Source organism: Francisella frigiditurris, assembly GCF_001880225.1.
Classification (GTDB): Bacteria; Pseudomonadota; Gammaproteobacteria; order Francisellales; family Francisellaceae; genus Francisella; species Francisella frigiditurris.
In genome coordinates this window covers 1,271,219-1,293,226 of record NZ_CP009654.1, presented here as the reverse complement: position 1 = coordinate 1,293,226, position 22,008 = coordinate 1,271,219, and the positions used below count along the sequence as shown (strand labels likewise).

Here is a 22,008-nt window from a genome sequence, read left to right as displayed (position 1 = left end):
GTTAATTTGATAAAAAATGTTAAAATTCATTAAAGATAAACTTAAAGTCAAAGTCTCTCTAGTCTGTAAAACTTGAGTCTAAATTGAAAAGCAATTTTCAACTATAAAATATTATAACTATAAGTCTAAATGAAGTTAATTACTATCCCAAATTAGCGATATAATCAAATTTAACTTATACTTATAAAAGTATAAATTCAGATCTATCATTGTTTAAAAAAATACTAAAGCCTTGGAAAAACTAGTTCTTGAATTATTATTATGGCTTGATAGCTGGGGTGTTTCTTAATGAATCTCAATATAAAGTATTAAAATCAGTTGCGATCGTCCGGATATTAAACATACTTAAAAAGGGATCATAGAAGTCTATAGCAACCCAGAAATAGATAAAAAATAAATAAAAAACTAGCAGATATTTTAACATCAGGAATAGCGCTTGACTGTATAAATTTTTTTATTACATTTTTTGTAAACAATTCAGTCTTTTGAAAAAGAACAAGCTTACTAAATTCTTCATATCTTTCTTCATTTAAAGCGAGATGACCCAAGTCTAGAGGATATATGGATTTTTGGTGTAATCCTAATAAACATACAATATCAGAGTTTTTAACAAAAACAGATTGGAATAGAGATGAATATAGTACACCTGAAGGCCGTTTTTATTATAATCATTTTAAGAAAAATAAACACAAATAGTGACGATAGGAGATAAATTGTTGTAAATAAGGAAATTATGAAATGAGCGCAATTTAAAGTTCATATTAATATTATGCCTCTAAATCATATAGCACATTTTATGTACTTCACTGAAAAATCAGAGGAACTTATTTATTTTTTTAAAGAACAAAACAATAAATCCGATATTACTGGTGCTAAATTTCATGATATTAAACTTGAGTGCTTAGTTTCTAACGAAGATGTTGGCAAAAATCTTGATCAAATAGTTACTATATATTTTATTAATCAATTTCATAAAAAATTGGGGCTGTCCTAGATAACTAAGTTATGTTAGGATAGTTTTATTATTTGGAAGATATTGAAAATAAATAATTCAGCTAATAGTTAATATTTTTTTAGAAATATTTTGAAATTAGGTTAGGGACATTTAAGGATATTTAATAGTATTCCTAGATAACATTTTGATCCGTTTTTGAAAGAGTGTGAGTGGCGATTTAATAACAATGATTCTAAGGAACAGTTAAAGTTAATGGGCATTGGATTAAATAAAGTAAATACAAATTTAATTAGAAAAGTGCTTACTATCAACACTAAATAGCATTTTTTGCTTTAAACAATATTGTTTTATATTTTTCAAGGGTATAAAATTGATATTTTTTTTAAGAAAGCTTTAAAAAAGGCGATAAATGATTATATAATAGCTATATTCCATTACAAATAGCTTTTCATGATTTATTTTTCAGCAATTTTGTTTTTATTTTGCTTTTTCTTTTTAGTAAGCCTATTTTTTTTTAGAAAAAGGATTAACCGTTTCTTTAAAAGAAAAAAAATATTAAAGCAACGTAAAAAACAATTTTCTGTTATAAGTGTGTCAAATCGTCGATTTGTATCGACATTTAAGAAAATTGACATTATCTCTTTAATGTTCGTTAATAAAGCTTTTATAAAGTCTAGAAAGAATATATTGATAGAGAGAAAAGGGATATATTTCTTTGAAGAAAATAATGTAGGCTTTATTATTCTTTGTGGTGATTTTAGTCAAAAATATTTACGTAAATGTATTACTAAAATATTAAGAAGAAGGATTATATTAATAGATAGTATTACTATTTTATCGGAGTTGCCCAAGCAAAAATTACTAAAGAAAATTTGCAAATTTAAAATTTTTTCAAAAAGGGAATTTTATATTATTTTAGATAAAAAAGTAATTGGGGGTGCATATGCCTTTCGAGATAGTAATAATTTATCTCATGCATTGTTAAAGATATCTGCAGAATATGGAAGTAAAGAGGTCGAAAAATTTTATTTAATTAAAGATAAATTAGGCTCCTTTATAAATGGAAAGTTTTCTATTCTATATGATTCTTTGCCTACATATATAGAAAATATAAAAAAAATATCAATTAATAGACCAATAAAGAAAAGAAGAATTATAGAATTATTTTATATAATCCTTTTAGTAGCTAATATTATTTTACTGCCTTTTATGTTTTATAGTGCATATGTATCTTCTAAATATGATTTTGTTTATGGAAGGGATGTTTTATATCCTGATTCTATTTATCCAAGATACTTAATTGTGACATTTAAACAATCTGTCGTTAGAGACTATCTTAATGACTTTTTTTTAACGGATGATGATAATAATATAAAATTAATTTTCCTGCTTGATACCATTGCGAGAAAATATCATAGCAGTTTGTTTAAAGAGCTTGAAACTAATTATCATATTCCTAATTATGCTCTTAGTTATATATATAATAATGGACTAAGTGAAACAATAATTCCTTTTCTTAAGAAAAATAATTATCATTTTAATAAAATTAAAAGCAACTTTGATGTCAATAGCTTATTCTTCTTATTTAAAAATCTAGATCTAATCAATATTAATGATTTAGAAAAGATCACACAGGCTCAAATTAATAACTTAAACTATTATTGTGAAAATTATAGGATTATAAAGAATAAAGATTTATATGGAAAAGATATATTTGTTCAAAGCTTATTTAAAACTAGGCCTATCAGCAAAAATATTTCAGATAAAGATTTGGAATACTTTTGTACATCAGGAACTCGTGATTTTTTTTATGAAATGATAGAGTCTCTATCAAATATAAACGGTAGTTTTTTTGATTATATATCATTTTTTAATAAACAGATATCTATTAAACTGAAGAACGCTAAAGAAGTAAATGACAGTGTATACATTTTAAATGCAATATTAAGGAAAAAAATTCTTAATACAGATATTGTTTTATTTAAAGATGGCGCACATATTGATCTTTCAACAGATTTAAATACACTAAAAACGTCTCTTTTACAAGAATTTACAAAAGAATTTGCCGTAGAAAATATAAATGAGCTTAGCATTCAATTAAGGAGGCTATATCCATTAATAGATGGAAAAAATAGAGAAATTATTAATAGTTTTTATGAGTCTTTATTAGAGGATTATACAGATAAATATGTTAGTGCATATATGGAAATATATTATAGTCTTTCTAAGAATAAGTTTAATAATATAACTCCTGAAAATGTAGATGATGTAATCAAAAGATTAGACTTGTTTTTTGTAAATAAAAGAATTAAAACATTTGATGTGCTTGAGTATATAAAAGAAAATACATTTTTTAATGAGCACGAAATTATAGGTAAATTAGAAAGAGATATTTTTGTAGATAAAATTAATTTCATATTTAAAGAAGATAATACACAAATAAATCAGAAAAATTTCGAAGAAGCTATTAAAGACTTTAGAAGTTTTGACATCAATAATGAAGAAAATAGAAAGTTAAATTTTTGTGAGACAAGAGAATCTCAATCAAACGTTTGTAATGTTTTAATTTCAATAAATGATTATTTATATGATTTAAATCAGTTTAGTAGATTTAAAAAAAATGTGAGTATTTTTAATCAATATATTATAACTAATTTTCATGGTGACTTTGGGAAAAAACAACTAGAAAACTTATCCTCTTTTGATATAGATATTTTTAATAAAATCAATATTAACAAATATGAAAATAATGAACTTATTGAAAAATACTATCAATCTAATATAGAACTTTATAATAAACTTTCTCTTTTGAAGAATTTGATTTATAAAGATGGGATACCTAAACCTATTGATGTTGAAGTTTCTATGAATAATAGCTTGCCTGAAGACGTATTATTTATTGGCTTAGTCATTGATGGTGAAGAATATAATATATTTAATCGAACAGTAGATAGTTTTACTATTGCTATTCCTTGGAATAAAAATATTGTTATAAAAATGATTATAAAATTAAATAATGGAGAATATCTAACTAAGTCTTTTGATGGAGATATTTCAATAATGCAACTTTTAAGTATGTCTAAAGATGATGGTGATAATAATTATATTTGGGAGTTTTCAAGAAGCAGAAAAGAGGATGTAAATGTAAGATTGAACATTAAGTCTAAGGCTCTAGAACTTATATCGAATATAAAAAATATGGTAAGAAATAGTATATGAAACTGAAATATCTTTCTCTAATATTTTTATTTTTATTAATAGGCTGTTCATCTGTTAAAACTATTACTATAAAAAATAGTTCTGATGATGATATTTCTATTTTATTGGTACCTGTAAAGAAGATAAGAAATTATTCACAACTAATTACTAGTATAAAGCAAAATGAAATTATTAGTATTTATGAACTTAAAAGCAATAGCAATCAACATAAAATAGAAATTCCTTTTGATACTCTAAATTATGATGAGTTTAGTATCCTCTTCATTCGAGATAGCTTTGAGCTAACAGATTGGAACCAAATTATTGAAGAAAGAAAATTTAAGAATTGTAATTATACTATAAATAATGAAAGAGTTACTAAAGAATGTGATAACTAAAGTCATTAAATTGTGTGAGTAAGTATGGAAGTAAAAATAGTAGACCTTATTAGACAAATATTAAGATCTAAAAAAAATATTAGAGATATTGAAGATATTTCAAACATAAGAAAAGAATTAATAGAGAGCTTAAATCAACTTGACTCTTTACTTTATCTTAATTTTATGGATGAACGAGATTATATCATGCTAGCCATGACTTCAGTTATTGATGAATTTTACTCTATTGAAACAAATAAAAAAAATATTTATTGGGATAGAGTTAGCTTGTTGTTTATAAATGAGCATAGTTTAGGAGAAAAGTTTTATGAAATTATTGATAACGTTTTTTTAAACAAAAGGATGCCATACTTTGTTATTTTAACTTATTATATGTGCCTTTCACATGGCTTTGTTGGTAAGTATTACTCCGAAGAAAAAAAATATATGTTATCTGTATATAAAGATAAATTATTGAATATTTTAAATGAGCAATATCCTATAGAAACAGTTCCTATTACTAGTATTTTATTGAAAAAAAATTTAAAAAAAAGATTGTTCTTCACAGGAGCAATTATCTGTATAAATGTATGTTTATATATGTTTATATTTTATCAATTGTTAACTTAAAATAAAAAAGGAGAAATAAAGTCATATGGCAATAGAAAAAATAAAAACCAAAGGAGAGTTAGAACGAATAAATATCTCTCATGAAACTACAGTAGATGGAGTACGTAAAAAGAAAGAACTCCCTTTTAGAACGTTAGTTATGGCTGAGTTAAGTCAGAGAAGCGACGAGTATGATATAGAAAGATTTTATAAAATAGATAACTATAATATAGACAAAGCAATAAAATCTTTTGATATATCAATACCTGTAAAAATATTAGATAAAAAGGATGGCGCATATTATTCAAAAGATACTGAATATAAGATAAATACTATTCGTGATTTTGATGAAGATCGTATAGTAGAGAATGTTCCTGAGATAAAAAATTTATTAATTCTAAAAGAGCGCGTTATTGAGTTTAAAAAGCAAGTTGATATGAATAAAAAATTAAGAAAAAGCCTAGAAGAAATTTCTAAAGATAAGAATGCTATTATAGAGCTTAAGGAATTTTTAGGAATTACTAATGAGTATATTATGACTCCTATAGAAAATAAAAATGAAGAAGGTAATAAAAACAAAGATGGAGAGGATAACAAATAATGAAAGATCAGTTTGAACATATTAAAACAGAACTTTTGTATAATGAATCACACTCAGACTTATCAAATTTGCAAAAGGGTAAAGACATTTTTGAAAATTTGAGTAATTTAAATGATGTTTTATCTGATTATAATGTTGCAACATTATCTACTATGATGCTTGTGTTACTTAATAATGAAGATTCTGAATTGGGAATTTCTGAAGTGACATATAATAAAGTTTTGGCTTTTATTGATGAGCTCGTGGCAATACAAATTGAAAGTATTACAGATAATGAATTATTTAGAAAACTTAAAGCAAACTGGAAACAAATATTTGAACTTAATTCAGAAATGCATAAAAATACTAATATAACATTATTTGATGTTAGTAAAAAAGCATTGAAAGAAGAGTTAGCTGAAGATAGATACACATTAACTAAAAGTTCTTTATATAATAAAATTTATACTGAAGAATACGGAACATATGGTGGAGAACCATATGGTTTATTATGTGGTCTATATGATATGGAAAATACAGCTGATGATATAAGCTTTTTAGTATCTATGGGCAATATTGCAAAATTAGCACATAGCCCATTTATTGCATCTATTGATAATAATTTCTTTGGAATTAATAAAGAACAATTTTCAGAGATTAGAAATTTTGAAGACTTTATGCAACATCCAAAATTTAACGATTGGAATTCTTTTCGTGAAATGGAAATAGCATCATATATTGGACTAACTTTTGGAAAATATATATTAGATCTTCCTAAAGATCCAACAAATAATCCTTGTCAACATCCTTTAATAAAAAACTTTAAAAGTAGTCATGATTACCTTGATTCAGAAAATTTTTTATGGGGATATAGCTCAATTCTTTTTGCAAAGAATGTTATGAGATCATTTGAAAAATCAGGTTGGTTTCAACATATTAGAGGACCTGAAAATGGCGGTCTAGTTACGGGTTTAAATTATCCTAAAGTTATAGGAGATAACTTCGTTGAAACAAGAAATTCTGTAGATGTTTTAATACCTGACTATTTAGAATTGTCTTTATCAAAAGTAGGGTTTATGAGTTTAGTTATGAATAAATCGCTTGATAAAGCATGTTTTTTTAATGTTCAATCTGCTAAAAAAGTAATTGATGATTTTGAAGATGATTTTGACAGTGCAAACTCTGCTCTTGTAGCCAATTTAAGCTATGTAATGTGTGTTTCTAAAATAGCTCATTATATTAAATGTGTTATTAGAGAAAAAATTGGATCAGTTGTTAGTAAAGATATTATCTCTGACATTATTACTTCATGGATTAATAATTATGTCACAATAATAGAAAGTCCAAACATTATGGAAATGGCAAGATTTCCATTTAAATATGTTAATGTAGATATTAATCCAGTGCCAGGAAAGCCTGGATGGTACTCTTCATCTATAGAAATATTGCCACATATTCAGTTTGAAGGATTAAATGTAAAAATGAAACTAGAGTCGAGATTAGATCCTCAACTTTTTAATAAATAAAAAAGAAAGAAAAACCTAAAAAAGGAGTATTTTATGGAGATTAATATACCATTAATAACACAGACAAATATGATGCCAGTTGGAGCAGTTAATCCTGATCACATCAGTTTATATGTTGGCGAAGATTCTGGAAATAAACCTAAAGATGAAAGACCTAGATTTTGTCTTACTGGCTTTAAAATAGCAGGTACAGATTTATCAAAAAATATGGTTTTATATCCTTTATCAGATAAGCCAGAAAAATTTGCAGGTAAAATGCTAGCTTTAAATATTGCTCATGACTATACAGCAATGTTTGTTATTCAAACGATAGTTCTAAATGACAAAGAATTAAAAACTTTACGTGATGCTATACAAAAACTTGTTAACCCCAATACAGATGGAGAAAAAACAGTAGAGTTAACTTTTCATAAAGATCAAGAATCTATAAATGGTCAAAAAAAGCAGATTATAGTCGATAGTACTTATAAATTTAAACTAAAAAATACTAGCGCCTCAGCAAAAAATAAAAATGATCATGTTTCATTAGATGTCCGCCTTTTAGATGGAAGCCGAAATGATGGACCTAGAAAATGCACATTACATTTTAGTGAAATGTTTTTTATGGAAGACAGTAAAGGATCTTTTGTAGAAAATTATCCTCAAGAAAAAGTACAAGTTTTATATGAAAATACTATGGCTTTAGCATAAATAGATAGAATATAGGACATAAAAATGAAATATTCTGAAAGTCTTAATAAATATATACATAAAATAACAACCAGTATAAATAATATAGACTTTCATGATATTCCTAATTTCAAGTTAGCTAAGAATTATCCAAATTTTCATTTTATTTTACCTAAGACATGTTTATTAGAGTGTTCTTTTATAAAAAAAGACACTCCTTTTTACACCATTTTAGAAGATCAGGAGCATATGTATCTTATAGATGCTTACACTCAAAATAAACAGAGCTTATGTATACCACTTTCAGAAGATAATATTTTATTTAATGTCATTTCCTCAGAAGTTATATTTATACCTAGCATAATGATATTAAAAGCAGTTTTTGATATTGTTCCAACAACTATTGAAAAATTGAAGTTCTCCTTTTATTTAAATAATGAAGAAGAGGATTATTATTTTTTACATAATATTAAAAGTAAAATATTAGATTTATGTACTTGCAAGATTATTCTTCATTATAAAGATGGCTGTATTTCTCAGCATAAAGGAACTGTTAGAAATCCTTTATATTCTATTCCAGAAAATGTAAAAAGAGTAATTTTTCTAAATGCTCCTGAATTAAACCTGGGATTAGTTTTTGAAGCTGTGGAGATTATGGGATTTAATTCTAACTTAGAAGTGCATAAAGTTGAAATTATTTTACAAGACTTAGCAATAAAGGAAAATCTTAATAAAGTTAACTTGTTACCAAATAGATTTTTAGTTTTTAATTTATTTCGAGAAGGACTATCTCAGTTTATTTCAGATGGAGAAACTAACTTTAAACTACCTACTAATAATATTCCTTGTTATATTAACTATATAGAAGGGACAAAAGAAAAGCTTATCGAAAATTATTATTCTTTAGTTGATAAACTTATTCATTTAGAATCACCAAGTATATCTAAACAACATATTACAACATATTGTACTCTAACAGATGAAGAAAAAGAGTTTCGTGAACCTATTATAGAGGCTAACATTACAAGAGGGATGAATATTAGTGTCAAAGCTCTTTATGAAGGAAAAACAGAGGTAAAAAAAGAAGACATCAATTATCTTATTTGGTTAACAACATCGGTAACTAAATATAATTTTATTGAAAAAATTGATAAGTTGTTTTGTTTTTTGACTAAACAAAAAGAGAGCCTTTTAGAATATATATTTGACTACAAATATGAACATAATAATCTTTTGATTTATCTTAAGAAAGAATATTCTGCACCAAAATATATGTATATGATAAATTATATATTTAAAGAAATGCTGAGTTTTCTACTATACAATATGTCTGGAGTTATTTTAGATATTAAATGTATAATTTTAAGACATGATGAAAAATACAATTGAGGTTTACCTTGAGTTGTTCTCTTTAGAAAGTGAACAACCTATTAAAAATATAGTGAAATTATCTCATTTATGCATAGATATATACCCATGGGGATTTAAAGGTGAAATTGATGCTATAATTTTTCTATCCTTAGATGAAAATATTTTTAATAAAATACTTAAACATAATTTTTCTATAAAATTAACTATAAAGATCTACAATGGTAATGGCAATATAAAAAAATATAGTTTTATAGGATTCACATATAAAAAAATTAGGAAAGTTCAGCTTAAAAAAAATAAAGACTATTTAGAATTTAAAATAAAAATACAATTTAAAGATTTTTTGCAAGCAGTATGGCAAAACCATAGAATACTTAAAGCATATAAAGATAAAAGTATATATAAAATAATTTCGGATAATCTGTTTAGTTATAATAAATGTAATATAAATGATGATGATAATCTTTTACAGGATGTTAATAAACAAATTTTTGTTGTTACTAGCAAAAAAAGGAGTTTTTATGACTTTTTTGTTGAAGAACTAAAAAAATCAAATTTGACTTTTATTTATAATTATGATGACTTTGCTAGTGAATATAATTTAAAAGAGGGTGATAAAGAAGATGATGATAAAAAAATAGAATATACAATAAAAAGAACATTAGATCGGGATTTTATAAAAAATGAAGATTATATTCTAAATAAAAAAGATAAATATTTATATAATGGTCCAAATTTTAAGAGATTTATGCTAAACCTAACATCTGATGATACTAACAAATTAGATCTATGTGATAAGGTAGAATCTTTTTATAAAGATATCTATTCTGACATACCATTTATAGCAAAAAATATAAATTTTTCTCAGAATAATAAAAAATATTTTGAAAAGAAAATGATATTAAAGAATCAAATCAATTATCAAACAAACTTTTTTTTTAATACGTCATTAGCTATAAAAGAAGATTTTATGCATAGTGATAAGATAGACTATTTTTTTCCGATAAAGGATAAAATTTTTATTAATTTTGATCCTTATGAATATGTGAAGTTTAGTAAACGAAATTTGACAGTTAATAATAAAGAAAAAGAAATTGTTGATACAATTTGTGACTCATATCTTCCTCAAAAAGCTAAAGAAGCATATATATTTAAAAAAGTAGTAAATAATAAGAGTTATGCACAGGATGTAATACCAAAATATAAGAAGCATAAGCCATTAAAAGTAACGGCAGAAATTATAGCTAGTAATAATAAAAACGAAAGTATAAGAGATTATTGTTTTTTTGATTCTAATGGGAAAAAAACAGAATTTATTGAACAAGTTATTTTACTTAAAACAAATAAAAAAATTAATTTTGATGAAGATAGTATTTCAACATCACTATATCAAGTCCTACTTCCAAAAGTAGTTTTAGACAATGAAAATAGTAGTTTTTTTGCAATAGCTGACTCTACTAAAATGTTAGCAAATAGCTTTAAACCACTAAGAGAGAATGATCTTGTCTATGTAGAAATCATATCTCCTAAAGTATTAAGAATAACTAAATTATTACATACTAAAGTTAATAAACAAGATAATAAAAACAATTATACTCAATATGAAGTTTTTGGTGAGAAAAATAATAATTATTTAGAATATTTCTCTAATGAAACTGAATCTTTTGGTCTTAGAACTGAAAGAGAAAATAATGATATTCGTGAACTCAAAGCAGATAGTGAAGAATTTGTAATGAGATTTATTGATTTAGAATAGTAGAGGAATTTTATGACAATAATGGTTGTTAATGGATCAGTTTTGAAATGTAGTTTTGGAATGACTCCATCAAAAATACTAGTAACTTCTCAAGGGCGAACTATTAGTGGAGATAGTATTGCTACAATAAGTGATTATCTTCCTATGAAAAATATTCAATCTTTCGGTATGTGTACCACTCAGTCAAATCCTGCAGTTGCATCAGCAACAGCAGCAGCTCTAGGAACACCAACACCAGCACCATGTATTCCAAATATTGCAGCTACATGGACCCCAGGATCAAAGAATACAAAAATTGATAATAAACCTATATTAATTAAAAACGATATGTGTACATGTATCTATGGTGGAGTTATTACAATAAATTCTATTCCCCAATTTAAAAGTAAAACGTTATAACTTTATACGTAGAGAGAAAAGTAATTATGATTTTATATGAAGATATAAATATAAGTTTTGAGAATAATGATGAAATGTTTTTACGACATATATTAAGTTTATTTGAAAATCTCCAATTTACTATAATTATTAATAAAATAGAACTTTTTCTAGAAAAGGAAGATTCTATCTATTATAAGTGTATGCTGATTTACTTTTTATCAAAACTTATAACTCTTTCTGATGTTGATAAAAGTTTTGAACAGTTAATCCTATTTGAAAGTTATTTGATAAGCAATAATATAGAAAATGCTTCAATAAAAGAAAATCTTGATGAAATTAATATAACTTTAGAATATGTTTGTAAAGATTTGAATAAATATTTTTCAATAGAAAATAAAAAAAATATATCAATATTATTAGATTTTTATCCATTTCTTATAAATTGGATTTCTTTTAAAAAAAATTCTAATCTTACCCAAATAGAAGAAATAGAAGAAATAGAAGAAATAGAAGAAATAGAAGAAGAAAAGAACTTTATATCAAATAGTGATGAAGATGAAGTTAATTTCTCTTATATTAAAAAAAGTATTATTTTAGAATTAATTGAAAAAGTGGAAATATTTAGAAATAATAGTCATAGTAATGATATTGATAAATTATCAATTTTATATGAAGATATATATAGAATGTTGAATGAAGTTCGTTTAAAAGATATTGTTCCTTCTATTTCACACTCTTTTTTCAAAATACTAATTGATAATGATATATTTGAAGAAATAGATATGAATACACAAGAAAAAAATGGCTCTAACAAGTATGAGCTTTTAAAGTCATTCTTAGCTTTAGATTATAAAAATTTTTTTACTAACTAAAGGTTATATAAAGTGCCGGCGACAAATAAATATAGACAAATAATCATATCAAAGAAAGATTTATGTTTAGAAAATATAAATAAGGATAATCTTGCAAAAATTAACTTCGGTAATGATGGAAAAATAAAGCTTAATGTATCTAAAAATTGTTCTTTAAATATTATTGATAAAGATATCAGTCTAGAATTAGATGAGGATGAAAAAATAACTCTAAAAGTTTATAATTCAATAATAGAATTACAAAAAGAAAAAATAGTGTTCAAATCTAAAAATATTGTCTTTGATGCTACCAATGTAGAAATAAAATCAGGAAATGTAGAAATAAAGTAGGTAATATGTTAAAAAAAAAATGGTTTGATGGTGGTATTCTTACTGCTAAAGATTTAAATGAACAAAATAACGTAAATATATCAAATATATATCGAAATACTCTAATCCCATTTGGCTTAAATGAAGCTATTTTTTCTTTAAAAATAAATAAACAGAAATTAAAAAATAATATTTTTGAAATAGAATCAGCTTGTATTTATAGTTCTGAAAACGAGTTAATACAAATAAAACAACCTATTCAGTTGAATTTAGCTAAACTTGAAACTAAAGTAGACGATTTTATTGATATATTTATTAATACTCGTTATATTGATGAAAATGGGGGATATAGCTTTAGTGAGTATTTCCTTAGCAATATTAGAGAAAAATTTGGAATAAGAATTGCAAGAATTAGAATAGTAGATGAACATGTTTTTTTAGAAAAAATAGATATTCCATTATTGTCATTAGATGCACATGTTTTTGATGAGTTTCTAGATAATCTTGCATCAGATTTAATGAATATAAAGAAATTATTAAATATTTTACAAAATGTATCTATGAAAGATATATATATAATAAATAAGATATCTTATTTATTATATATATTATCGCAAAGAGATAATATTAAATCATTAATATCACCTTTTGAAATTTATAAAGAATTAATACAAATAATTTTATATATTGAAAATTTTTTTATGTTCCATAATAAGGAAAAATTGTACTTTCAAATAAATAAACCGGTTTCTTCTCTGGAACAAATAGGAAAGTTTTTTTCTAAATTTAATACATTTCTTTTAGATAAAAAAAATGTTGATAAATTTGAATATGATAATAATAAACATTTCATTGTGAATGTAAATCAACTAGAGAAAAATAAAAAGATATATATTATTGTTACTAAGAATTTTAGTAATGGAGAAATAGATATCAATAATATTGACTATTTAAAGATTTCAAGTTTAGATAGAATGGATATAGTAAAGAATTTATCTTTAGAAGGAATAAAAAAAAGGAAGTCTATACTTGAAGAATTACCTAAAAGTTTACAAGAAAAATATCCTTCTAATGGTTATATTCTAGAGTTATTTGAATGTGATGAGTTAAGTCATTGTTTTTCGACAAAAAGCATGGTTATTTTTCATGTATCAAAGAGTTTAAAAGATTATAGCTTTTTTATTCATTTTTCATAACTTTTAGACTAAAGTAAGATGCTAACTTTATTACAAAAAAAGATTGAATCTAGTTTTAATCATTTTGAAGTTCTATTCTATTTTTTGAAAATAGAAAGTATAAATTTAAATCAAATATCTTTTATACCATTATTTTCTATTTTTCAATCTAATAAACTATTTAATAGAATATATGAAATTAGAGAAAAAATTATAATAGAAGTCAATATAATTAATATTCCTAATTTTGTAGAACTTATAAAATTGTATTATGAGCAAGAAAATAGTTTAGACTCAAATAATATATGTTTTTTAACGGAGAGACTTTTAAACCTTTTTTTAAAAAAAATACTTAAGAAAAAACTCATGCATATTCCAGAATATAAAAGTTTAACTAAAATTCAACATGAGCTAACTAAAAAAAATATAGTTTCTAATTTAGTGAAAAATAAATGTTATTTTATTGAATGTAATACTTATATTAAACCTCATAATATAATCGGATTTAATACATATATTGGTTACAATCTTCAAAAGAAAATAGATATTATAAGTGTTAATTATAAATATAGAAAAACGAATCAAAAAATTATAGAAATCTATGAAGATTATTTGAATAGTTGCATAAGCAATATTAATCTTTCCTTAAAAAATGTCGATCTTATTCCCAGCTACAATATAGGTAAGTATGTAATAGGTAAAATAGGCTCTGTTGAATAGTTATTATTAAATAGATTTATAAGTTTGACGTATTTGATTATATAAATTCTTATAATAAGGCACATTTATAACTTTAGAAAAAAAATACTATTTCTAATAGAAATATGTCTTAGTATTTAAAGCAATATTATAAAGGTTTTTTATTAGAATAGTTTCAAAATTTTTAATGCATTAATAAATGTATCAACATCAGCATCTTTTTTAGTGGCATTCTCACTTAAGTATCTTCTAAATAGTTTAGCATTTGGTAAGCCATTAAAAAGGTTTAAGGTATGCTTGGTCATATTGTTTAACTTTATAGATGAATCATTACGCATTTGATCTTCAATGTATTCTATAAACTGTTCAGCTACCTTGTATGGAGTTAACTCATTTTTTTTATCGTTATAGAAAACATCATCAACATCTTTAAAAATCATAGGGTTATGATAAGCTTCTCTTCCAATCATTACGCTATCAACATGCATTAAATGATTATTTATATCATCCAATGTTTTTATCCCACCATTAATACCAATTTGAATATTAGAAAAATCTCTTTTGACATTATAAACAGTATCATAATTTAGTTCTGGAATAGTTCTATTTTCTTTAGGAGATAAGCCCCTTAACCAACCTTTACGAGCATGAATACAAATATAGTCAACATCAGCCTTAATTTGCAGTTGTAAAAAATTACATAACTCTAAATAACTATCATTGTTGTCATAACCAATACGACATTTTATAGATATTGGAATATCTAAGTTGTCTTTCATTGCTTTTACACAATCAGCTACTGTTTCTGGTTCAGCCATTAAAGATAAACCAAAGTTCCCTTTTTGTACTCTTTCGCTAGGGCAGCCTACATTTATATTTATTTCATTATACCCTAAGTCTTGAGCTAACTTGCCACAAGTGACAAAATCTTTTGGTACACAACCACCTAATTGTAAAGTTACTGGATGTTCTATGTCAGAGTATTTTAGTAAGATATCTTTATTTCCATGCAAAATGGCATTTAGTGTTACCATCTCTGTATAAAGCATAGTCTTTTTTGTGATTAGTCGCATCATATAGCGATAATGCCTATCTGTCCAATCTAGCATAGGCGCTATACAAATTTTACGAGAAAGATTAGAGTTGATCATCATTGATGCCCATTCTTGAAATGATGCTATCTATTTGATTTGTATATTTTCTAGTAGTGTCTGAGTATCTTTCATATTTAGGATTGGACCTATCATTCATCCAGTTTGCCAAATCCCAATTATATGTTGTTGTAAAGCAAAGCTTTCCAAACTCGGTTAAGTTAAATTCTCCCTGAGTTTGCAAACAGCCAGTTAAAAATACATCAGCATACGATTGAAGTATCGGGAAATCTTTCGTAGGAAATTCAGCATCACTGAAGCTTTTGACATACATCCAGTAATCTCCCTTAGGTAAACTTTTAATACCCAAAGGAAGAATATCTTTTCTTAAGACTTTTACTCTGCAATATGAAGCTTCTCTTAAGTCTGTAGCCTGTATATCTTCAGCTGATGATGGATAGTAAATGGCATTCATTAAATAACCATCATTAGGAATAGCTAATAAATAAGTAGCGTTAGATTTAGTTCCTCTTGATGCCCATATTCTTTCAAAATTACTTACTAAAATCGGTGCAGCAAACTTAGCATCTGGAACTGTTATCATTCTTGAATCTTTATTCATCAAGCTTCCATATCCTATAACGTAATTATCTCTAGAGTTTTTGACTGCAGGTCTACAGTTTTGAGTTGTTTCAGGGGTTTTTGTTGTTTCATTAAATGCTACATCATTTTCAATGGCTATTTTCATTTCATTCTTTTCACTTTCTTTACCTGCAAAAAAAGCCCCTGCAATTAAAGAGATAAAAAGTATTATGAATAATAACTTATGAGACAGTTTCAAAACCTAACCTTTAACATTATTAACCTATAAAATTACTATATTCTAGCATTTTAGATTAGATTTAATAAGGTCTTAAAATGACTTTTTATCATATCTAAAACAATTTGGCTTTATTTATGTTATAATTTCACTAATTGTTTTTAGTTTATTCTTAAATAAATTGGAGTTTCTTAATGTCTGAAAATAAAGCTTACGACTCGTCTAGTATTAAAGTATTAAAAGGGCTTGATGCCGTAAGAAAAAGACCAGGAATGTATATTGGTGATACAGATGATGGAAGTGGTCTTCACCATATGGTTTTTGAAGTTGTTGATAATGCAATAGATGAAGCACTGGCTGGTCATTGTGATGACATAAAAGTAATAATAAATACTGATGGTTCTGTTTCTGTAAGTGATAATGGTAGGGGTATACCAACAGATATACATAAAGAAGAGGGAAGATCTGCTGCTGAAGTTATTATGACTGTATTACATGCGGGCGGTAAGTTTGATGACAATTCATATAAAGTATCAGGTGGTTTGCACGGTGTAGGTGTTTCTGTGGTAAACGCACTATCAGAATGGCTTTCTTTAGATATAAGTCGTAATGGCTATAGATACTATCAAGAATATGTACACGGAGTACCTCAATATCCTCTAAAACAAATGGAAGCTACTGACAAAACTGGTTCAACAATCAGATTCAAACCTAGTAAAGAAACATTCTCTTTTGTAGATTTTGATTATGACATCTTAATGAAAAGAATTAGAGAATTATCTTTTTTAAACTCAGGTGTAAAAATAGAGTTAATTGATAAAATAAATGATAGATCAGAAATTTTCAAATACGATGGTGGAATAACTGCTTTTGTCAATTATTTAAATAAAAGTAAAAAACCAATCCATGAAAACGTTGTTGCAGTTGGCGGCGAAAAAGATAATATTCAAGTTGAACTAGCTTTACAATGGAATGACTCTTATAAGGAATCGATTTTTTGCTTTACTAACAATATACCTCAAAGAGATGGTGGCACTCACTTATCTGGGCTTAAAGCAGCAGTAACAAGAACCATGAACACTTATATTGAAGCTGAAGGCTTTAATAAAAAACTAAAAGTTACTATAACCGGTGAAGATACTCGAGAGGGCTTAGCTGCTGTATTATCTGTAAAAGTTCCTGACCCTAAATTTTCATCTCAAACAAAAGATAAGTTAGTATCTTCTGATGTTAAGTCTGCAGTAGAATCTTTAGTGAATGAAAAACTCGGAGAGTTTTTACAAGAAAATCCTAAAGAAGCTAAAATAATCTGTGAAAAAATCTTAGATTCTGCGAAAGCTAGAGAAGCAGCGCGTAAAGCTCGCGATATGACTCGTCGTAAAGGTGCTTTAGATATAGCTGGATTGCCTGGGAAACTTGCAGATTGCCAAGAAAAGGATCCAGCTTTTTCAGAATTATATTTAGTTGAGGGAGATTCTGCAGGAGGTTCTGCTAAACAAGCAAGGGATAGAAAAACACAAGCTATACTTCCTCTTAAAGGTAAAATATTAAACGTTGAAAAAGCTCGTTTTGATAAGATGCTTGCTTCACAAGAGGTTGGTACCTTAATAAAAGCTCTTGGATGTGGAATAGGTGCTGAAGATTATAATCCTGAAAAGACTAGATATCATAAAATAATATTGATGACGGATGCTGATGTCGATGGTTCTCATATTCGCACATTGCTTTTAACATTTTTCTATAGACAAATGCCTGAATTAGTTGAAAGAGGATATTTATATATTGCTCAACCTCCTTTATATAAAATTAAAAGAGGAAAGCAAGAAACGTATCTTAAAGATGAAGATGCTTTAGCAGTATATTTAGGAAATATTGGTCTAGAAGGAACTATAATTGTAGCTGGAGATACTACTATTTCAGGTGTTGCTCTATCTAATTACTATAGCTTGTATCAACAATATGAAAAAGTTATAAAAAAATATGCAAAAATATATCCTGAAAAGCTTTTAAGAACATTTGCATATAGTCCTAGATATACTGATGAAAATGCTTATGAATGGTGGCAAGACATAGTAACTAAGTGTAATGAAAAAGCTTTAGCATATGAAAAGTTTAAGTTCATAAAGCAAACATATACTGATGATAATGAGCAACAACACTTAGCATATGGTGTAAATCATTATCAAAATGGTCACAATACAGATTATATTGTTAAGCATGGATTCTTCTCAACTAAAGATTATGAAAATTTAATCACTTATGGAGAAGTAATTGCTGATATCTCTTTTAAAGGAGCTTATGTTGAAAGAGGAGCTCGTAAAGAATATATTGATGATTTTGAGTCAGCTATTGATTGGGTTTTAAAAGAAGCTAAAAAGGGACAGGATGTTCAAAGATATAAAGGTCTTGGAGAAATGAACCCTGAACAGCTTTGGGAAACTACAATGGATCCAGAGAATAGAGTCTTACTCCAAGTATCTGTATCAGATGCTGTAGAGGCTGATGCTTTATTTACAACTTTGATGGGAGATGAAGTAGAGCCAAGAAGAGACTTTATAGAATCTAATGCTCTAAATGTTGTAAACCTTGACGTATAATACTTAATTCTCCTTATTTCTGACATTTTGTACAGAAATAAGTATTTCTTTGACCTATAACTTCGCTTTTAATCTCACTTTTACAAATGTAACAAGGTTGCTTAGCTCTGCCATAAACATTTAATTTTTGAGAAAAATAACCGGGCTTACCTTCTGTATTTTTATAATCTTTTAGAGTGGTTCCACCTTGCTCTATCGCTATTTTTAATATTTCTTTTATAGCATGGACTAGTTTGGTTATTTCTTTTTTTGATAAAGTCTTAGATATTCTTGTTGGTAAAATATTACTTTTAAATAAAGCCTCTGAGGCATATATATTGCCTACACCAACTACAGTACTATTATCCATAATAGCTTGTTTTATTTTCTTTGAGCTATGCTTAAGCTTAGTTTCTAAATACTTAACATCAAAATCTTCAGTTAAAGGCTCAACACCGTGATTAATCAAGACTTTATGTTCAAAAGGAATGTTGTTGTTATTAACTAACCAATATCCAAATCTTCTTGGATCATTGTAAATTAAAATATCTTTCTCAAATTCTATTAATATATGATCATGTTTTTTAGAACTATAAGTTTTTTTATTTTCGACTTTAATAACTCCAGACATTCCTAAATGCACTATTAGTTGTAAGTCATCATTTAAGAAGATTATTAAATGTTTTCCTCTGCGTTGAATTTCTCTAACTTTTAGATTAACAATTTCTGAAAACTTATCTTTATTAATAGGATATCTTAATTTATCTGCATTTATTTTAATAGAGAATATTTTTTTATTTATAATATGTCTTATTAGTCCATTTTTAACAGTTTCTACTTCTGGTAATTCTGGCATAAGTATTGAATTTATAAAAAATTAAGTTGTTATATGATAACATAATATCTTGTGGTTATAGTTAGGTATAAATAGGAGAACCAATGTTTTTTAATTCGCTTAAATCATCGATACATAAAGCCTTGAATCAAACTTATCTTTATCAATATAATGAGAATCTAAATTTAGATAATTTAAAAAGCGGTTCTATTTTAATATCTAATGATACATCTATCATATCTATACTTGCTATAAAAGAAATTAAAAAAGATCTTAAAATTACTGTATTAGGAAGAGTAAGTCCTAAAATTAAAAAATTAAGAAAAAAACTGATTGCTAATGGAATTATCTATACAGATCATATTTCTTTTTGGAAAAAAGACAGCCTACTTTTAATAAATATTGAAGATATATCTCATGTTGAACATAGCGAAAATAGATATTTAATGTTTATTTGTGGTCCTGAGATGCCTAGCTTTTCAGATAGAAAAAATTTAAGAAAACAAATATTTTTTGATATAGAAAAATTAAATAGTCTAAAAACAGTTAAAGAAGAGCTAGATGACTTATCCATTAAAACATGGGATAAATATTTAGCTTGTCTAAAACCATTGACTGAAATTTGGTTTAGACAAATGTTAAATGCTGGTAAAAATGAGGTTATAACTGATACCTTGGGAACAACTCTTGATGGAAATAAATTTACAATTGCATCAATTCTTATGTCTCAAAAGCTAGAAAAAATGACAAAAGGTGAGGCTAATGTTGGTATTTGTTTGCCTACTAGTAGTGGTGGATACTTAGCATTACTTTCTTTGTTGATGAGAGGAAAAGGTATAGTGAACTTAAATTATACAGCCTCTCCAGATGCTCTTAGATATGCAATTAGTAGTGCTGAGATAGAAACCATCATTACCTCAAAAGCCTTTGTAGAGAAATTAGCAAATAAGGGATTTTTTGTCCAAGAAATATTTTCGGCTTGTAAAATAATTTACTTAGAAGATATTAAGAAGCAGATTAAAAAACCTGAAGCGATCAAGGTTCTTCTTGAAACTAAGCTTTTACCTGTAAATTTCTTAGTTAAAAAATATGTTAAAGCGGCCAAGCTTGATGATTTAGCTTTCATAATATTTAGTAGTGGAAGTGAAGGTATTCCAAAGGGTATTGTCATAAAACATAAAAATCTTTTAGCTAATGTTTATCAAAGTACTTTAGTTATTGAATGTAGAGAAGGTGATTCAGTTGCTGGGATCTTACCAATATTTCATGGATTTGGTCTAACAATATCTCTAGTTTCTTTACTTCAGGGTGGGTTTATTGCTTGTCATCCAGATCCTACTGATGCTAAAGGTGTTGCTAATTTAATTAGAAAATATAAATCAACTGTTCTTTGTGCAACTCCAACTTTTTTAAGGATTTATACAAAAAATAAATCAGTTGCAAAAGAAGATTTAGCTAGTTTAAGGCTTATTATTACAGGCGCTGAGAAGTTATCGACTGAAGTCAGGACTATGTTCGAAGCTAAATTTGATAAAGTCATTAATGAAGGGTATGGTACTACTGAACTATCACCAGTAGCAGCAGTAAATAGGCCAAGAAAAGAAAAAAATAAAATAGGGACTGTAGGACATACTGTTCCAGGTGGTCAGTTTAAAATAATTAACCCAGATACTCATGAAGAGTTACCTTTAGGTGAAGAGGGTATGATCATTTATAGAGGTGTCAATAAAATGGATTATTATCTTAATGACAAATCTAAAACTGATGAGGTTATGATAGAAAAGTATGGTTATACTTGGTACATAACAGGAGATAAAGGAAAAATAGATGGTGAGGGGTATCTTACTGTTGTTGATAGATACTCTAGATTTGCAAAAGTTGCTGGAGAAATGGTTAGTTTAGGACTATTAGAGCAAAAAGTGTATGATGCATTAAGAGAAAAAGGTCATGACTCCCATGAAATAGATTTCGAAATACTTGCTGTAGCTACTAACGATGCTAAAAGAGGTGAGATTATAAACTTACTGTACACTTTAAATATAGATGAGGCTGAGTTAAAAGATATAGTCAGACACTCTGGTATAGAAAATCTTTATAAACCAACAAACTACTTTAAAGTTAAGTCAATTCCCAAGTTGGGATCCGGTAAAACAGACTTTTCAAAGGCTAAAAAATTAGCTAATGAATTAGTTCATGGAGAATAGTTAAA

At 26.2% G+C, this 22,008-nt stretch carries 19 protein-coding genes and 1 pseudogene; 17 read left to right on the top strand and 3 right to left on the bottom strand.

The features are described from left to right. The first annotated feature begins 796 nt into the window (after positions 1-796). The 15 genes and pseudogenes from KX01_RS06430 to KX01_RS06360 all read left to right on the top strand — a co-directional run bounded on the left by KX01_RS06430 (position 797) and on the right by KX01_RS06360 (position 14,498). A complete protein-coding gene (locus KX01_RS06430; RefSeq protein ID WP_156860385.1) occupies positions 797-994 on the top strand; it encodes a hypothetical protein in 198 nt (65 codons plus the stop codon). A gap of 108 nt (positions 995-1,102) precedes the next feature. Further along, positions 1,103-1,227 (top strand): annotated as a pseudogene (locus KX01_RS09630) (IS1595 family transposase); the annotation flags it as partial. A gap of 319 nt (positions 1,228-1,546) precedes the next feature. Beyond that, positions 1,547-4,174: a hypothetical protein gene (locus KX01_RS06420; RefSeq protein WP_156860384.1), complete on the top strand. Its 2,628-nt coding sequence runs from the start codon at positions 1,547-1,549 to the stop codon at positions 4,172-4,174. Continuing rightward, positions 4,171-4,551, top strand: coding sequence for a hypothetical protein (locus KX01_RS06415; RefSeq protein WP_071664200.1), 381 nt, complete (start codon positions 4,171-4,173; stop codon positions 4,549-4,551). The genes KX01_RS06420 and KX01_RS06415 overlap by 4 nt, the downstream gene beginning before the upstream one ends. 24 nt (positions 4,552-4,575) lie before the next feature. Further along, positions 4,576-5,160 carry a DotU family type IV/VI secretion system protein gene (locus KX01_RS06410; protein WP_071664199.1) on the top strand — a complete coding sequence of 195 codons (585 nt, stop codon included), beginning with the start codon at positions 4,576-4,578 and terminating at the stop codon, positions 5,158-5,160. Between the two features lie 25 nt (positions 5,161-5,185). Then, positions 5,186-5,740, top strand: coding sequence for a type VI secretion system contractile sheath small subunit (locus KX01_RS06405; protein ID WP_071664198.1), 555 nt, complete (start codon positions 5,186-5,188; stop codon positions 5,738-5,740). Next, a complete protein-coding gene (gene tssC / locus KX01_RS06400) occupies positions 5,740-7,245 on the top strand; it encodes a type VI secretion system contractile sheath large subunit (RefSeq protein ID WP_071664197.1) in 1,506 nt (501 codons plus the stop codon). Before KX01_RS06405 ends, tssC begins: the two co-directional genes overlap by 1 nt. 33 nt (positions 7,246-7,278) lie before the next feature. Beyond that, entirely contained in the window at positions 7,279-7,935 is a 657-nt protein-coding gene (locus tag KX01_RS06395; RefSeq protein WP_071664196.1) for a hypothetical protein, read from the top strand. A 24-nt stretch (positions 7,936-7,959) separates the two neighbouring features. Continuing rightward, complete coding sequence (locus KX01_RS06390; RefSeq protein ID WP_071664195.1) at positions 7,960-9,303, top strand: hypothetical protein; 1,344 nt, start codon at positions 7,960-7,962, stop codon at positions 9,301-9,303. Then, positions 9,287-11,041, top strand: coding sequence for a hypothetical protein (locus KX01_RS06385; RefSeq protein ID WP_071664194.1), 1,755 nt, complete (start codon positions 9,287-9,289; stop codon positions 11,039-11,041). The genes KX01_RS06390 and KX01_RS06385 overlap by 17 nt, the downstream gene beginning before the upstream one ends. A gap of 12 nt (positions 11,042-11,053) precedes the next feature. Beyond that, on the top strand, positions 11,054-11,440 hold the full coding sequence (locus tag KX01_RS06380) for a DUF4280 domain-containing protein (RefSeq protein ID WP_071664193.1): 387 nt from the start codon (positions 11,054-11,056) through the stop codon (positions 11,438-11,440). Positions 11,441-11,466: 26 nt separating this feature from the next. Continuing rightward, positions 11,467-12,294: a hypothetical protein gene (locus tag KX01_RS06375; protein ID WP_071664192.1), complete on the top strand. Its 828-nt coding sequence runs from the start codon at positions 11,467-11,469 to the stop codon at positions 12,292-12,294. Positions 12,295-12,306: 12 nt separating this feature from the next. Continuing rightward, positions 12,307-12,624, top strand: coding sequence for a hypothetical protein (locus KX01_RS06370; RefSeq protein ID WP_071664191.1), 318 nt, complete (start codon positions 12,307-12,309; stop codon positions 12,622-12,624). 5 nt (positions 12,625-12,629) lie between these two features. Continuing rightward, a complete protein-coding gene (tssK, locus tag KX01_RS06365; RefSeq protein ID WP_071664190.1) occupies positions 12,630-13,799 on the top strand; it encodes a type VI secretion system baseplate subunit TssK in 1,170 nt (389 codons plus the stop codon). An 18-nt stretch (positions 13,800-13,817) separates the two neighbouring features. After that, on the top strand, positions 13,818-14,498 hold the full coding sequence (locus KX01_RS06360; protein ID WP_071664189.1) for a hypothetical protein: 681 nt from the start codon (positions 13,818-13,820) through the stop codon (positions 14,496-14,498). Positions 14,499-14,641: 143 nt separating this feature from the next. On the opposite strand, the gene dusA is transcribed toward KX01_RS06360, so the two are convergent. After that, positions 14,642-15,628 carry a tRNA dihydrouridine(20/20a) synthase DusA gene (gene dusA / locus KX01_RS06355; protein WP_156860383.1) on the bottom strand — a complete coding sequence of 329 codons (987 nt, stop codon included), beginning with the start codon at positions 15,626-15,628 and terminating at the stop codon, positions 14,642-14,644. Continuing rightward, positions 15,615-16,403, bottom strand: a complete 789-nt coding sequence (gene chaC / locus KX01_RS06350; protein WP_071664766.1) for a gamma-glutamylcyclotransferase ChaC — start codon at positions 16,401-16,403, stop codon at positions 15,615-15,617. The genes dusA and chaC overlap by 14 nt, the downstream gene beginning before the upstream one ends. Before the next feature lie 179 nt (positions 16,404-16,582). Between chaC and gyrB the strand changes: the two genes are divergently transcribed. Next, the gene (gene gyrB, locus KX01_RS06345; RefSeq protein ID WP_071664187.1) at positions 16,583-18,985 is read left to right on the top strand and encodes a DNA topoisomerase (ATP-hydrolyzing) subunit B; all 2,403 of its coding nucleotides are present in this window, start codon (positions 16,583-16,585) and stop codon (positions 18,983-18,985) included. A gap of 13 nt (positions 18,986-18,998) precedes the next feature. On the opposite strand, the gene mutM is transcribed toward gyrB, so the two are convergent. Continuing rightward, positions 18,999-19,820: a bifunctional DNA-formamidopyrimidine glycosylase/DNA-(apurinic or apyrimidinic site) lyase gene (gene mutM, locus KX01_RS06340; protein WP_071664186.1), complete on the bottom strand. Its 822-nt coding sequence runs from the start codon at positions 19,818-19,820 to the stop codon at positions 18,999-19,001. Positions 19,821-19,903: 83 nt separating this feature from the next. On the opposite strand from mutM, the gene migR reads away from it, so the two are divergent. Beyond that, a complete protein-coding gene (gene migR, locus KX01_RS06335; protein WP_071664185.1) occupies positions 19,904-22,003 on the top strand; it encodes an iglABCD operon regulator MigR in 2,100 nt (699 codons plus the stop codon). Positions 22,004-22,008 lie beyond the last annotated feature (5 nt).